The sequence below is a fragment of the Arthrobacter sp. 754 genome (genome assembly GCF_040548695.1).
Classification (GTDB): Bacteria; Actinomycetota; Actinomycetes; order Actinomycetales; family Micrococcaceae; genus Arthrobacter.
The window spans coordinates 1-12596 of the sequence record NZ_JBEPSC010000003.1 but is presented as its reverse complement, the minus strand read 5'-3'; the positions used below and the strand labels follow the sequence as shown (position 1 = coordinate 12596).

Below are 12596 nucleotides of genomic sequence, written 5' to 3'. Positions count from 1 at the left end.
TCCGGCTCCGGCCGGCACAACAGGCGACAGGAACAAAGGAGTTTCAGCATGGCTGAACAGGACATCAAAAAGGGTCTCGCCGGCGTCGTGGTGGATTACACCTCCGTCTCGAAGGTCAACCCCGACACCAATTCCCTGCTTTACCGGGGCTATCCGGTGCAGGAGCTTGCCGCCAGGTGCAGTTTTGAGGAAGTGGCGTTCCTGCTGTGGAACGGAGAGCTCCCCACGGCCGAGGAACTGGCCGGGTTTACGGCCCGGGAACGGGCCGGGCGCGCCCTGGACCCGGTGGTGAAGCAGGTCGTCGATACCCTGCCCACAAGCTCCCATCCAATGGATGTCTGCCGGACCGCAGCGTCCGTGATGGGTGCGCGTCACCCGCTGGCCGAGGACTCTTCACGGGAAGCCAACATGGCCAAAGCAGTGGACCTTTTCGCTGCGATGCCTGCGGTAGTGGCCTATGACCAGCGCCGACGCCATGGGCAGGAGGCCGTGGAACCCAGGGATGACCTGGGGTATTCGGCCAACTTCCTCTGGATGGCCTTTGGTGAGGAACAGGTACCGGAGGTCGTGGAGGCCTTCAATGTCTCGATGATCCTGTACGCCGAGCACTCCTTCAACGCCTCCACGTTCACCGCCCGGGTAATAACGTCCACACTCTCGGACCTGCATTCAGCGGTCACCGGTGCGATCGGTGCTCTGAAGGGCCCACTCCACGGCGGGGCCAACGAGGCTGTCATGCACACGTTCGATGAGATCGGGATCCGGTCCGAGGAATCACTCGACGAGGCCGCTGCCCGCGCAAAAACGTGGATGGAGGAAGCCCTGGCCCACAAGAAAAAGGTCATGGGCTTCGGGCACCGCGTCTACAAGCACGGCGACTCCCGCGTGCCCACCATGAAGGCCGCCCTGGACAAAATGATCGCCCACTACGGCCGCCCCGAGCTACTCGGGCTGTACAACGGCCTCGAATCCGCCATGGACGAGGCCAAGGGGATCAAGCCGAACCTCGACTATCCCGCCGGCCCCACGTATCACCTCATGGGGTTCGATACGCAGACGTTCACTCCCCTGTTCGTCGCCAGCCGCATCACCGGCTGGACGGCGCACATCATGGAGCAGCTCGACTCGAATTCGCTGATCCGTCCGCTGAGCGAATACAACGGCGTTGAGGAGCGGCACGTTCCCTGATCGCGGGAAAGATACGAGGGCGGGACTTACGACGGCGGGCCGGTCACCCTGCGAGGTGACCGGCCCGCCGCCGTCGGCGTTCTCCGGGAAGTGCGGGCGGGCGGTTCGGTCTACCGCAACGCGGGGTCACTCTTGGCCCGATGATCCCGGTTTATCGGGCCAAAAGTGACCCCGCGTTGCATTAAAGAGGCGGGCATCCTGGGAGGCAGGCTCAACGGTTTGAGTAGTCGAGCACTTCCCTGACGGTTTCATTGTCACCGTTCAGCACCACCGTGAGGCGCAGTACGGTCCCGTTCAGGGCCAACGGCAGCCAGTGCGCCGCATCCTGCCACATCCGCTCCACGGGCAATGCTTCGACGTCGAACCATTCCGGCCGGATCTCCGCGCTTTCGGCCGGTTCCCCGGCCCAGCGGGCAGCGACGAACAACCGCGAGGTCATGTTCCATTCGGGGCGGGCCGGGAAGTCGAAGGTGACCACGCCGGCGTCACTGAGGTCCTCCTGCAGGACGATGACGCCGGATTCCTCCAGGACTTCACGGCATGCAGCTTCGGCTTCGGATTCCCCCGCTTCCACATGGCCGCCCAGGCCCACCACTTTGCCGCGGCCGAACCCTGTCTTCTTCAGCCCCAGCAGGACCTGTGCCACGCCGTCCGATTCGCGGGTCAGGAAACACAGCGTGACAGGAGTGAAAGTCATGCCCTCAACCTTATAGCTGTAGCCGTGTCCGGCGGCGGTCCCCGGTGGAATCCCTTCAGCCCAGCGCCCGGGGGTGGGCGGCGGCGTAGATCTCGCGGAGGGTGTCAGCCGTGACAAGTGTGTAGACCTGGGTGGTGGTGACCGAGGCGTGGCCCAGCAGTTCCTGCACCACGCGGACGTCCGCGCCGCCCTCGAGCAGGTGCGTTGCGAAGGAATGCCGCAGGGTGTGCGGTGAGACGTCCTTGGTGATGTTGGCTTTCTCCGCCGCCGCCTTCAGGATGGTCCACGCACTCTGTCGGCTGATCCTCCCGCCGCGGGCATTCAGAAACAGCGCGGGCGTGCCCTTGCCCTTTGCCGCCAGCAACGGCCGGCCGCGTACCAGATAAGCATCCAGTGCCCGCGCCCCGTAGGATCCGAGCGGTACCAGCCGTTCCTTTGAGCCCTTGCCGAACAGCCGGACGATCGCAGGGCCGGATTCCGCTTCCTGCAGTGAGATATCGTCAACGTCCAGGCCCACGGCTTCACTGATCCGCGCGCCGGTGGAGTAAAGGAACTCCAGAAGGGCACGGTCGCGGAGGCCGGTGGCCGTGTCCGTTCCCGCTGCCTCCAGGATCCTGGTGACTTCATCCACGCTGATGGCCTTGGGCAGTCGCTTGCCTGGCAGCGGCGGGTGGACGTCGCTGGCCGGGTCCGTGGTGGTGACGCCCTCAAGGGCCCAGAATTTGTGCAGTCCCCTAACCGCCACGACGGTCCTGGCCGCGGACCTGACACCCAGGGCCGTGCCGCCGTCGGATCCGTCCGTGAGGGCCATGACGTAGCCGGTGACGTGGTGGCGGGTGATCTGGTCCGGCGTCCGGCAGCCCTCGGCTGCAAGGTAACGGGAGTACCGGGTCAGGTCCCGGCGATAAGCGGACAGCGTGTTCAGGGCCAGCCCCCGTTCGACGCCCATGTGTTGAAGGTACTCAGTGATGGCGCGGTCGATGGCGGTGGGCGGCGCGGCTGGGGCCACCGCTGCAGGCGCGGCTGCAGGCGTGTCCGCAGGGGACGCTTTGAGGGTAGGTTCTGCCGACATCAGCGCTGGCTGGGGTGCGCGGGCCAGGGCGCATCCGCGGGCCGCAACCCGGCAAAGCCGTCAGCGCGTGCTGCTGCGGCAGCCAGGATTCCGACGACGGCGGAAGGGTTGTGCAGCCGGCCGGCCAGGACGGACGCCACCGCATCGTCAAGGCTGATCCAGTGGAATTCGATCTCGGCTTCCTCGTCGGTACGCTCGTGAAGCTCGTGGTGCGGAACGTCCGTAAGGCCGCGGGCCAGATAAATCCGGATTGCTTCGCTGGAGGAGCCCGGTGAGTTGAAGAAGTCTGCCAGGACATTCCACTGTGCGGCTGCAAGGTCCGCCTCTTCGGCAAGTTCGCGGGCGGCACCGACCACAAAATCCTCACCCTCCACGTCCAGGAGGCCGGCTGGGATTTCCCATAGATCCATGCCCACCGGATGGCGGTACTGCTTGATGAGCAGGATCTCACCGGCGGCATTCATCGGCAGGACTGCTACGGCGCCCGGATGGTCGATGTAGTCGCGCGTTAAAGCCTCGCCGGACTCGCTGAGCTTGAAGCTGTCACTGACGACGTCCCAGATCCGGCCTTCGTAGACTTTCTCGGTAGAAAGAAGACGGCGCGGGCTCGGTGCATCCGAAACCCTCCGCGCTGCAGAGGGGGTTTCAGGAATTCCGGGCATCGCGCCGTCCTCAGATTCGTCGTTGACTAGTTGGCGGCAACCGTGCGTACGGGCTTGATTGCCAGCACGTCCTGCGCGTTCTGGTGGTCCAGGGCAGCCTTGACCAGCCCGGCGAACAGCGGGTGCGGCCGGGTGGGGCGCGAGCTGAGCTCCGGGTGTGCCTGGGTGGCTACATAGTACGGGTGCACTTCGCGCGGCAGTTCGACGTACTCCACGAGCTTGCCGTCCGGCGACGTTCCCGAGAAGACCAGCCCCTGGGCCGCAATCTGCTCGCGGTACTTGTTGTTGACCTCATAGCGGTGGCGGTGCCGTTCGCTGACCTCGGTAGTTCCGTAGGTCTCGGCGATGACTGAACCTTCATCCAGCTTGGCTTCGTAGAGCCCGAGGCGCATCGTGCCGCCCAGATCGCCCTTGCCCTCGACGATGTCCAGCTGTTCTTCCATGGTGGCGATGACCGGGTACTTCGAATCAGGTTCGAATTCGCTGGACGATGCACCCTCCAGGCCCACTACGTTCCTGGCGTATTCGATCACCATGCACTGCAGGCCCAGGCACAGCCCCAGGACAGGCAGCCTGGTTTCGCGCGCATACTTCAGGGCGCCCAGCTTGCCCTCGAGGCCGCGGATTCCGAAGCCGCCGGGGACGCAGATGGCGTCCACGCCGTCCAGGGACGCGACGGCGCCCTCGTGGGTTTCGCATTCGTCTGACGGGACCCAGCGGATCTTGACCTTGGTTTCGTTGGCGAATCCGCCGGCGCGCAGGGCCTCGGTGACCGAAAGGTAGGCGTCGGGCAGGTCGATGTACTTGCCCACCAGCGCGATTTCGACGTGGTGCTTGGGGTTGTGGACTGCTTCGAGCAGCTTGTCCCAGCTGGTCCAGTCAACATCCTTGAACGGCAGGTCCAGGGCGCGGACGATGTAGGAGTCCAGGCCCTGGGTGTGCAGGGTCTTGGGGATGTCGTAGATGCTGGGGGCATCCGGGCAGCCGATGACCGCTTCGATGTCGACGTCGCACATGCGGCCGATCTTGGCGCGCATGGGCTCGGGGACTTCGCGGTCCGAGCGGATCACGATGGCTTCGGGCTGGATGCCGATGGAGCGCAGGGCTGCGACGGAGTGCTGCGTGGGCTTGGTCTTCAGTTCCTGGGACGGTCCGATGTACGGGACCAGGGAGACATGGACGAAGAAAACGTTGCCGCGGCCGATGTCCTGGCGGACCTGGCGGGCTGACTCGAGGAACGGCTGGGACTCGATGTCGCCCACGGTGCCGCCGATTTCGGTGATGATGACGTCCGGCGCGTTCTTGCCCTCGGCGGGCAGCCGCATGCGGCGTTTGATTTCATCGGTGATGTGCGGGATGACCTGAACCGTGTCCCCCAGGTACTCGCCGCGGCGTTCCTTGGCGATGACCGTGGAGTAGACCTGGCCGGTGGTCACGTTTGCCGAGCCCTCAAGGTTTTCATCAAGGAAGCGCTCGTAGTGCCCGATGTCCAGGTCCGTCTCGGCGCCGTCGTCGGTGACGAAGACCTCACCGTGCTGGAAGGGGTTCATCGTGCCCGGATCCACGTTCAGGTAGGGATCGAGCTTCTGCATAGTTACAGACAGACCGCGGGCCCGCAGCAGGTGGCCGAGGCTTGAAGCCGTCAGTCCCTTACCGAGCGAGGACGCCACACCACCGGTTACGAAGATGTGTTTGGTCGTCTTGGATGAACCCGGGAACCGGGAATTTACACGGGAATTTGATCGCTGCACCACGGAATTTGAGCCTATCATCAATTGAGCCTTTCCCGGATCAGGAACTGTTCCCCAAATGCTCCAGTGTGCAGGGCACGACCCACTGCGATCAAGGGGCAACGGCCTTTAGGCCCGCAGCGGCAGCGGCTTGGCGTCGTCCAACAGCTCCTGGGCGTGGGCCTGGGCGGATTCGGAGTCCTCCTGGCCGGCGAGCATCCGGGCGAGTTCCTTCACGCGTTCCGGGCCGTCGAGGAGGCGGACATCACTGGAGGTGAAGCCGGTGGCGGTGCCGCCGTCGGCTCCCCTGACCGAGGTTTTGGTGACGGTGATGTGCTGGTCCGCGAACGCGGCGACCTGTGGAAGGTGCGTGACCACGAGGACCTGGACGTGCTGTGCCAGCATGGCCAGCCGCCGGCCGATTTCAACGGCCGCCCGCCCACCGACGCCGGCGTCGACTTCGTCGAAGACGAAGGTGGGCACCGGATCCACGGCGGCAAGCACCACTTCGATGGCGAGCATGACGCGGGAGAGTTCGCCGCCCGAGGCACCCTTGCCCAGCGGACGGGCCGGGGCACCTGAGTGCGGCTGGAGCAGGAAGGAGATCTCATCCGCTCCGTGGGGGGTCAGCGAGGCGGCCGCCTCGCGGGTGATCACTAACGTTGCATCCGCCATGGCCAGCGCCTTCAGCTCCGCACTGACGCGGCCGGAGAGGTCCTTGGCAGCCTTGGCACGGATCTTGCTGACCGCCGCGGCCTGCTTCTGGAGCTCCGCTTCGGTCCGGGCCACGTCGGCCTCAAGTGCCTCGATCCGGCTGGAATCGTCCTGCAGTTCATCGAAACGGACCCGGGCATTTTCGGCCCAGAGCAGGACCTCGTTGATGCTGGGGGCGTACTTGCGGACCAGCTTGGCCAGGTCAGCCCGCCGGCCTTCGATTTCGGCGAGCCGCTCCGGACCCTCCGAGTCCAGGCCGGCCTGGTAGCTGGCCAGCTCAGTGGCGATGTCGTTGAGCAGGAAGCCCACTTCGGCCAGCCGCGCGGCGGCCTGCCCCAGCTCGGCGTCATGCTCAGCCACATGTTCAAGCGTGCGTTTGGCGGCGTCCACCAATGTGGTTGCGTCCCCGGCGTCCCCGTAATCCTCGGCAATGAGCGCCTGATGGGCCGTGTTTGCCGCGATTCTCAGCTCTTCGACGTTGGCCAGCTTAACGGCCTCGGCCTTGAGGGATTCGTCTTCCCCCGGCTGCGGATCCACGTCGTCGATTTCGGCCAGGGCGGCTTCCAGTGACTCGGCTTCCCGAAGCCTGTCGCGCGCGGCGCTGCGGAGGGTTGCCAGTTCCGCCTGGCTGGTCTTCCAGTGGCTGTACAGCCCCTGATAGGTTCCCAGCGGGCCCGCCAGCGCGTCGCCGGCAAACTTGTCCAGGGCGCCGCGCTGGGCGGCGGCCCCCTTCAGCCGGATCTGGTCCGACTGTCCGTGGACCACCACCAGCGTTTCACCGATCTCCGCGAGGACGCCCACCGGGGCGGCACGCCCGCCCAGGAATGCACGGCTGCGCCCGTCCGCCCCCAACCTGCGGGCGAGGATGAGTTCAGCGCCGCCGTCGTACTCCTCCACGTCTGCCCCGGCCTCCAGCGCCCGGGCAACCGCCGGATGCCCGGCGTCGAGCCTGAGCACGGCTTCAGCGGTGGCGCTCTTCGCACCGCTTCGGACGGCCCCGGCGTCGGACCTCGCCCCGAGCAGGAGGCCGACGGCGGTGACCACCATCGTTTTGCCGGCCCCGGTCTCACCGGTCACGACGCTCAGGCCGGGGCCCAGTGGAAGGGTGGCGTCGGTGATGACGCCCAGATCGCGGATTCTCAGTTCTTCAAGCATGGTTCACTTTGCAGTCGCGGGATCGGTTTCGTCGTCTGGCTGGTCTCCGGAGGGCACCTGTAGCGGCGGCATGGGCCGGGGCGTCCGGACGATGGGGATGGGGCCGGTGTGGATGGCCTCCGCCTGGGGAACCGGCCCGCGCCAGCCATGGATGGGGAGCTGGAACTTGCGGACCAAACGCGCGGAAAAAGGCGTCTGATGCGTCCGGGCCAGCCGTACAGGCGTGGCCGACTTCGTCACTTCCACACGCGCGCCGGGCGGCAGGTCAACCGAGCGCCGGCCATCGCACCACAGGACGCCCTGGGCATCGGTGCGGTTAAGGACCTCCACCGCCAGCCGCGATCTGGGAGAGACCACCAGCGGTTTGGCGAACAGGGCATGGGCGCTGATGGGAACAATGAGCAGCGCTTCCACCTCAGGCCAGACCACCGGCCCGCCGGCCGAGAAGGCGTAGGCGGTGGAGCCTGTGGGGGTGGCCAGAACCACGCCGTCGCAGCCGAAGGAGGTCAGTGGCCGCTCATCCACTTCGGTCACCACTTCAAGCATCCGTTCGCGGTTGCCTTTTTCGATGGCGGCCTCGTTCAGTGCCCAGGTGTGCCAGATCTTCTGGCCGCGGACCCAGACCTGGACGTCGATGGTCATGCGCTCTTCCACCGTGTAGTCGCGGCGGGCAATCCATTCCACCGTCTGGGCGAGGTCGGCGCGCTCGCTTTCGGCCAGGAAGCCCACGTGGCCGAGGTTAACGCCGAGCAGGGGCACGTCCACTTCCCGGACCAGCTCCGCGGCGCGCAGGATGGTGCCGTCACCGCCGAGGACCATCACCAGTTCAACATCCGGCAGCTTGACGTGATCGTGCAGGACCTCCACGGGCTGCGTGAGGTGCCCGAAGAACCTTTCCATGTCGGCCAGCTCGGATTCCTGCATGACCGGGACTATGCCGGAGTCGTGCAGCTGGGCGCAGGCCTCCCAGGCAGCCTTCAGTGTTTCCTCGCGGCCAGTGTGGGCAAGGACAAGTACTCGCCTGCTCATCGGGTTCCGCTTTCTAGTGGTTCGGCCAGATTGTGCCAAGCAGCCTCTCGATGGCTGCTTGGCGCTCTTCGATCTTAGGCAGGTCTTGGGTCATCCTGCGTGTTATCCACAGGAAGTATTCGACGTTTCCGTCCTGGCCCGGCAGCGGACTGGCCGCCAGGCCGCGTAAGTCCAGCCCGGCGTCGAGCGCTGCATTGGCGACTTTTTCCACTGCCATCCGGCGTTCGCGCTCGGAATTCACCACCCCCGTGCGCCCCAGGCGGTCCTTGCCGATCTCGAACTGGGGCTTCACCATCAGCACCAGATCACCCCCGGGCCGGGTACATAGCGCCAGTGGCAGGACCACCAGGGTCAGCGAGATGAAGGAGAGATCGGCAACTGTCAGTTCGGCCAGTCCGCCAATGTCCTCCGGCGTCATGTACCGGACGTTCAGGCCTTCGTGCACGGCCACGCGGTCATCGCTTCGCAGCTGCGGTACCAACTGGTCATGTCCGACGTCGACCGCCACCACGTGTGCTGCGCCCCGCCGCAGCAGCACCTCGGTGAAACCCCCGGTGGAGGCACCGGCGTCCAGGCACCTCTTGCCCGCAACAGTGACGTCCGGAAAAGCATCCAGTGCCCCGGCCAGTTTGTGTCCGGCCCGGCTGACGTAGCTGTCTTCCTCAGTGTGCTGGACGGCGAGTTCCTTGTCCTCAGTCACCTGGAGGGATGCCTTGGAAAGAACCTTCCCCGCGGAACTCACTTTGCCGTCGGCAATAAGGGCGGCGGCGTGGGTCCGGGACCTTGCCAGGCCGCGGGCCACCAGCGCCTGGTCGAGTCGCGCCACGCTCAAGCCCTGCCCTCGCCCGTCGGGGCGTCTTCGTTCAACGCGTGGTCTTCGTTGAGCGCGTGGAGCAACGCATCGTGCAGCTCACTGTAGACAGTCTCGTGCTCAGCCACAGGCAAGGCCCGGACCCCGTCCAGCGCCGACACGATGGCCGCGACGGAAGGATCGTCGATGCCGTCCGGGGATGCCTCGGGCCAGACCGGGGTTGGCTGGGCTGTTTCGGGTTCCTGCTCGTGGTTCAGCTCAGTCATTGGACCAGTCTAATGAGTGCGCCATTCGAGTTTGGGCGCACGCGGTTCGGCGGTTTCCGGGACCGCGGCCCACCAGGCCGCGCACGCGGCGCGCCACGAGTCCAGGTCATCCTCGGCCCCCTGGATGCAGACAGTTTCACCGTTGACCTGCGCCGAGGCATCGCCGCAGCGGTAGACGCCGTCAATCTGGGCAACGTCAGGGTAAGGGCGGTGGAGGTCGCTCAGCGAAGCAATGAGGTAGTCCGGCCGCTCGTCGGTCCGCGCGGCCAGGATTGTTTCCCGCGTGTCGACGCCGGTCAGGACGGCCACCGTTGAAAAACCCGCGTTGTTGCCGCCCAGGATGTCCGTGTCCAGCCTGTCGCCGACCACCAGAGGGCGGTCCGCGGCGAGCCGTTTGGCGGCAGCGTGGAAGAGCGGCGCCTCGGGCTTGCCCGCAACCCGCGGATTCTGGCCCGTGGCGGCCGCGACAGCCGCCACGAGTGTGCCGTTGCCCGGGGCGATCCCCCGGGCCTGCGGAATGGACATGTCCGTATTCGTGGCCACCCAGAGCGCGCCGGCAGACACAACATACGTAGCCTCCGCCAGGTCTTTCCAGCCGACCTCAGGACTGAAGCCCTGCACTACGGCCACCGGGTTCTCCGCCTGGCTCCGGACCGCGGTCAGGCCCACCAGCTCGATCTCCTCTGCCAGCGCCGGGCTGCCGGTGATCAGGACCTTCGCTCCGGGAGGCAGCAAAGAAGCAAGAAGTTCCGCCGCGGCCTGTGAGGAACTGACCACCTGGCTGTCCTCCGCCGGTGCGCCAAGCTCGCGAAGATGGGCCGCGACCTGCGCCGGTGAACGGGAGGCGTTGTTGGTGACGTAACCCAGGCCAATGCCCAGACCAGCCAGTTGCTGAAGCGAGTCCACGGCACCCGGGATGGCGTGCGGGCCGGCGTAGACCACGCCGTCCAGGTCCGCCAGGAGGGCATCGAACAGCGAAATCAGGGGAACTGCTGTCATGGCGGGCTAGCTTTCCCGTTCTTCGGTGTGCTCTGCATAGTTGTCATCGCCGCGGTCCGATTCTGCTGGGGCCTCTTCACCATGTACGTCTTCGCCTGGTTCGAGCTCGTCGTTCTCCACGGAATCCTCATCGGACTCCGCATCGTCAGACTCGAAGTAGTCGGACTCCGCGTCGTCAGTGGCAGCGTCCACGCCTGTTGCAGCAACCTCCGGCTCCGGGCCGGCTGTCTCCGCGACGGCTGCTGTTGTGGATACACCGGCGGAGGGGCCGGTTTCGGGGCCACTGGCGGCACGCTCGAGCAGGCGACGGCGCTGTGCTTCCTCGCGGGCCTCCTCTTCCTCGTCCCAGCCCAGGTCCACGATGTCCGGTTCCTCATCCACGGCGAGGCCCAGGGCGTTTTCAGCCACCACAGCCTGCTTCTGCCATTTCTCGGCTTCTTCCTCACGGCCCACGGCGGACAACGCGTTGGCGTAGGCGCGGAACAGGCGGGGGCTGTAGGAGAACGCCCGGTTGATGTCCAACTGGGGAATCTCAAGTTCCGCCACGGCAGCATCGAGCTGGCCGAGGTCGGTCCGTGCGCCGGCCGCCACGATGGCGAGCTCGGCCTTACCCGGGGCGTCAAGGTCCTTGGCTTCCTCGGAGCGCACGACGTCCAGTGCACGGTCAGGACGGCCGAGCCCGCGTTCGCAGTCCGCCATGACAGGCAGGTGGACGTTCGAGCCGCTGATCCGGCGGTAGGTCCGGAATTCGCGGAGGGCTTCGCCGTAGTGCCCTGCCGCATAGGCCGTGAGGCCGACGGCTTCACGGACGGCGGCCAGCCTGCCACCACGCCGGCTGGCAGCAAGGGCGTGCTGGAAAGCGAGCTCGGGCTCGTCGTCGATGAGGCGACCGGCCATCACCAGGTGGCGGGCCACCCACTCGGCGCTGTTGTCTTCCAGCGTTTTGATCTGGTGCTGGGTGGCGCGGTCGAGCTCCTTGCCCGTGACGTCCTCGTCGATCTGGGGTGAACGTTCGCGGTCGGGACGGTTGGCACTGCGGAGGTCGCGGGCGTTGGGAACGCGGGCCGGGCGGTCTTCTGCGCGGTCCCTTCCGAATTGACGGGGGCCTGAGTCGCTGCGGTCAAAGCTGCGGGGGGCACGGTCCTGGCGGTCGCCGAAAGGTTTGCGGTTCTCGCCTCCGGAGAAGCTGCGACGCTCGCCGTCGCCTTCGCGGCGGGGACGGTCACCAAAGGACTTGTTGTCCCGGTCCCCGTAAGGCTTCCGCTCCCCTCCGCCACCGAAGGGCTTGCGGTCGCGGTCACCGAAAGGTTTGCGCTCTCCCCCGCCGAAGCTGCGACGCTCGCCGTCCCCCTCACGGCGCGGACGGTCACCAAAGGATTTGTTGTCGCGGTCCCCGTACGGCTTCCGCTCGCCACTGCCGCTGAAGGGCTTGCGCTCTCCCCCGCCGAAGCTGCGACGCTCGCCGTCCCCCTCGCGACGGGGACGGTCACCAAAGGATTTGTTGTCCCGGTCGCCATAGGGCTTCCGTTCCCCTCCGCCGCTGAAGGGCTTGCGGTCCCGGTCACCGAAAGGTTTGCGCTCCCCAGTGCCGAAGCTGCGACGTTCGCCGTCGCCTTCGCGGCGGGGACGGTCACCAAAGGACTTGTTGTCCCGGTCCCCGTACGGCTTCCGTTCCCCTCCGCCGCTGAAGGGCTTGCGATCGCCGCCACCGAACGTGCGACGTTCGCCGTCGCCTTCGCGGCGGGGACGGTCACCAAAGGACTTGTTGTCGCGGTCGCCGTAAGGCTTCCGCTCTCCTCCGCCGCTGAAGGGCTTGCGATCGCCGGATCCGGGCGCCCGCTTCTGGCCTTCGCTGTCCTTGCCCTCGCGGGAGCGGAATCCGCCGGAGTTGTTTGTTCCGCGGAACGGGCCGCGGTCATTACCGCGGTTGCCGCCGTTGTGCTCAGCCATGGGGATTCCTCCTGTTGTGAGCCGACCACTGGCGCAATCGCAGCCGCTCGTTCCGTGTTTCGTTATCCTACGTAACCCGAAATCAAGCGCTTCGAAGTCCGTACATCTGAAGTCAATTCTAGGCGAGAGCACAACGTCCCATAACACGAATCCGAACCTGGCCCGTCGCCGTGGGAATCTTCACACTCCCCAACACGACGCTCTGGCAGCTCCTGCAGTGCCGGGGCCGACGCTCTGGCAGTTGATGTGCTGTTCCGCCGGACGCTCTGGCAGTTGAGGCGGTCTTCAGGGACGCCCGACGGCGGCTGGTTGGTGGGGCGGTG

General features: G+C 66.2%; 11 protein-coding genes. 1 reads left to right on the top strand and 10 read right to left on the bottom strand.

The features are described 5' to 3' along the window. Positions 1-48 precede the first annotated feature (48 nt). A complete protein-coding gene (locus ABIA70_RS09500; RefSeq protein ID WP_354147365.1) occupies positions 49-1188 on the top strand; it encodes a bifunctional 2-methylcitrate synthase/citrate synthase in 1140 nt (379 codons plus the stop codon). A 211-nt stretch (positions 1189-1399) separates the two neighbouring features. Here ABIA70_RS09500 and ABIA70_RS09495 read toward each other — a convergent pair whose 3' ends face one another. From ABIA70_RS09495 to ABIA70_RS09450, 10 genes are all read right to left on the bottom strand, one after another. Further along, complete coding sequence (locus ABIA70_RS09495; protein WP_354147364.1) at positions 1400-1885, bottom strand: 8-oxo-dGTP diphosphatase; 486 nt, start codon at positions 1883-1885, stop codon at positions 1400-1402. 55 nt (positions 1886-1940) lie between these two features. Continuing rightward, a complete protein-coding gene (gene xerD, locus ABIA70_RS09490; protein ID WP_354147363.1) occupies positions 1941-2957 on the bottom strand; it encodes a site-specific tyrosine recombinase XerD in 1017 nt (338 codons plus the stop codon). Next, positions 2957-3619 (bottom strand): NUDIX domain-containing protein, encoded by a 663-nt coding sequence (locus ABIA70_RS09485; RefSeq protein WP_354147362.1) that lies wholly within the window; start codon positions 3617-3619, stop codon positions 2957-2959. The genes xerD and ABIA70_RS09485 overlap by 1 nt, the downstream gene beginning before the upstream one ends. Before the next feature lie 26 nt (positions 3620-3645). Continuing rightward, positions 3646-5391, bottom strand: a complete 1746-nt coding sequence (gene pyrG / locus ABIA70_RS09480; protein WP_354147361.1) for a CTP synthase — start codon at positions 5389-5391, stop codon at positions 3646-3648. A gap of 87 nt (positions 5392-5478) precedes the next feature. Continuing rightward, positions 5479-7218 carry a DNA repair protein RecN gene (recN, locus tag ABIA70_RS09475; protein ID WP_354147360.1) on the bottom strand — a complete coding sequence of 580 codons (1740 nt, stop codon included), beginning with the start codon at positions 7216-7218 and terminating at the stop codon, positions 5479-5481. A gap of 3 nt (positions 7219-7221) precedes the next feature. Next, complete coding sequence (locus ABIA70_RS09470; protein WP_354147359.1) at positions 7222-8247, bottom strand: NAD kinase; 1026 nt, start codon at positions 8245-8247, stop codon at positions 7222-7224. 13 nt (positions 8248-8260) lie between these two features. Further along, positions 8261-9073, bottom strand: coding sequence for a TlyA family RNA methyltransferase (locus ABIA70_RS09465; protein WP_354147358.1), 813 nt, complete (start codon positions 9071-9073; stop codon positions 8261-8263). 2 nt (positions 9074-9075) lie between these two features. Next, positions 9076-9324 (bottom strand): hypothetical protein, encoded by a 249-nt coding sequence (locus ABIA70_RS09460; RefSeq protein WP_354147357.1) that lies wholly within the window; start codon positions 9322-9324, stop codon positions 9076-9078. A gap of 9 nt (positions 9325-9333) precedes the next feature. Continuing rightward, positions 9334-10323 (bottom strand): HAD-IIA family hydrolase, encoded by a 990-nt coding sequence (locus ABIA70_RS09455; protein ID WP_354147356.1) that lies wholly within the window; start codon positions 10321-10323, stop codon positions 9334-9336. 6 nt (positions 10324-10329) lie between these two features. Next, on the bottom strand, positions 10330-12273 hold the full coding sequence (locus ABIA70_RS09450) for a hypothetical protein (RefSeq protein WP_354147355.1): 1944 nt from the start codon (positions 12271-12273) through the stop codon (positions 10330-10332). Between the last annotated feature and the right edge of the window lie 323 nt (positions 12274-12596).

What these genes read in the sequence shown, in the direction of transcription:
- ABIA70_RS09450 (WP_354147355.1), bottom strand. Translation starts at nt 12,273, where the DNA reads ATGGCTGAGCACAACGGCGGCAACCGCGGTAATGACCGCGGCCCGTTC.
- ABIA70_RS09495 (WP_354147364.1), bottom strand. Translation starts at nt 1,885, where the DNA reads ATGACTTTCACTCCTGTCACGCTGTGTTTCCTGACCCGCGAATCGGAC.
- recN (WP_354147360.1), bottom strand. Translation starts at nt 7,218, where the DNA reads ATGCTTGAAGAACTGAGAATCCGCGATCTGGGCGTCATCACCGACGCC.
- xerD (WP_354147363.1), bottom strand. Translation starts at nt 2,957, where the DNA reads ATGTCGGCAGAACCTACCCTCAAAGCGTCCCCTGCGGACACGCCTGCA.
- ABIA70_RS09485 (WP_354147362.1), bottom strand. Translation starts at nt 3,619, where the DNA reads ATGCCCGGAATTCCTGAAACCCCCTCTGCAGCGCGGAGGGTTTCGGAT.
- ABIA70_RS09470 (WP_354147359.1), bottom strand. Translation starts at nt 8,247, where the DNA reads ATGAGCAGGCGAGTACTTGTCCTTGCCCACACTGGCCGCGAGGAAACA.
- pyrG (WP_354147361.1), bottom strand. Translation starts at nt 5,391, where the DNA reads ATGATAGGCTCAAATTCCGTGGTGCAGCGATCAAATTCCCGTGTAAAT.
- ABIA70_RS09500 (WP_354147365.1), top strand. Translation starts at nt 49, where the DNA reads ATGGCTGAACAGGACATCAAAAAGGGTCTCGCCGGCGTCGTGGTGGAT.
- ABIA70_RS09460 (WP_354147357.1), bottom strand. Translation starts at nt 9,324, where the DNA reads ATGACTGAGCTGAACCACGAGCAGGAACCCGAAACAGCCCAGCCAACC.
- ABIA70_RS09455 (WP_354147356.1), bottom strand. Translation starts at nt 10,323, where the DNA reads ATGACAGCAGTTCCCCTGATTTCGCTGTTCGATGCCCTCCTGGCGGAC.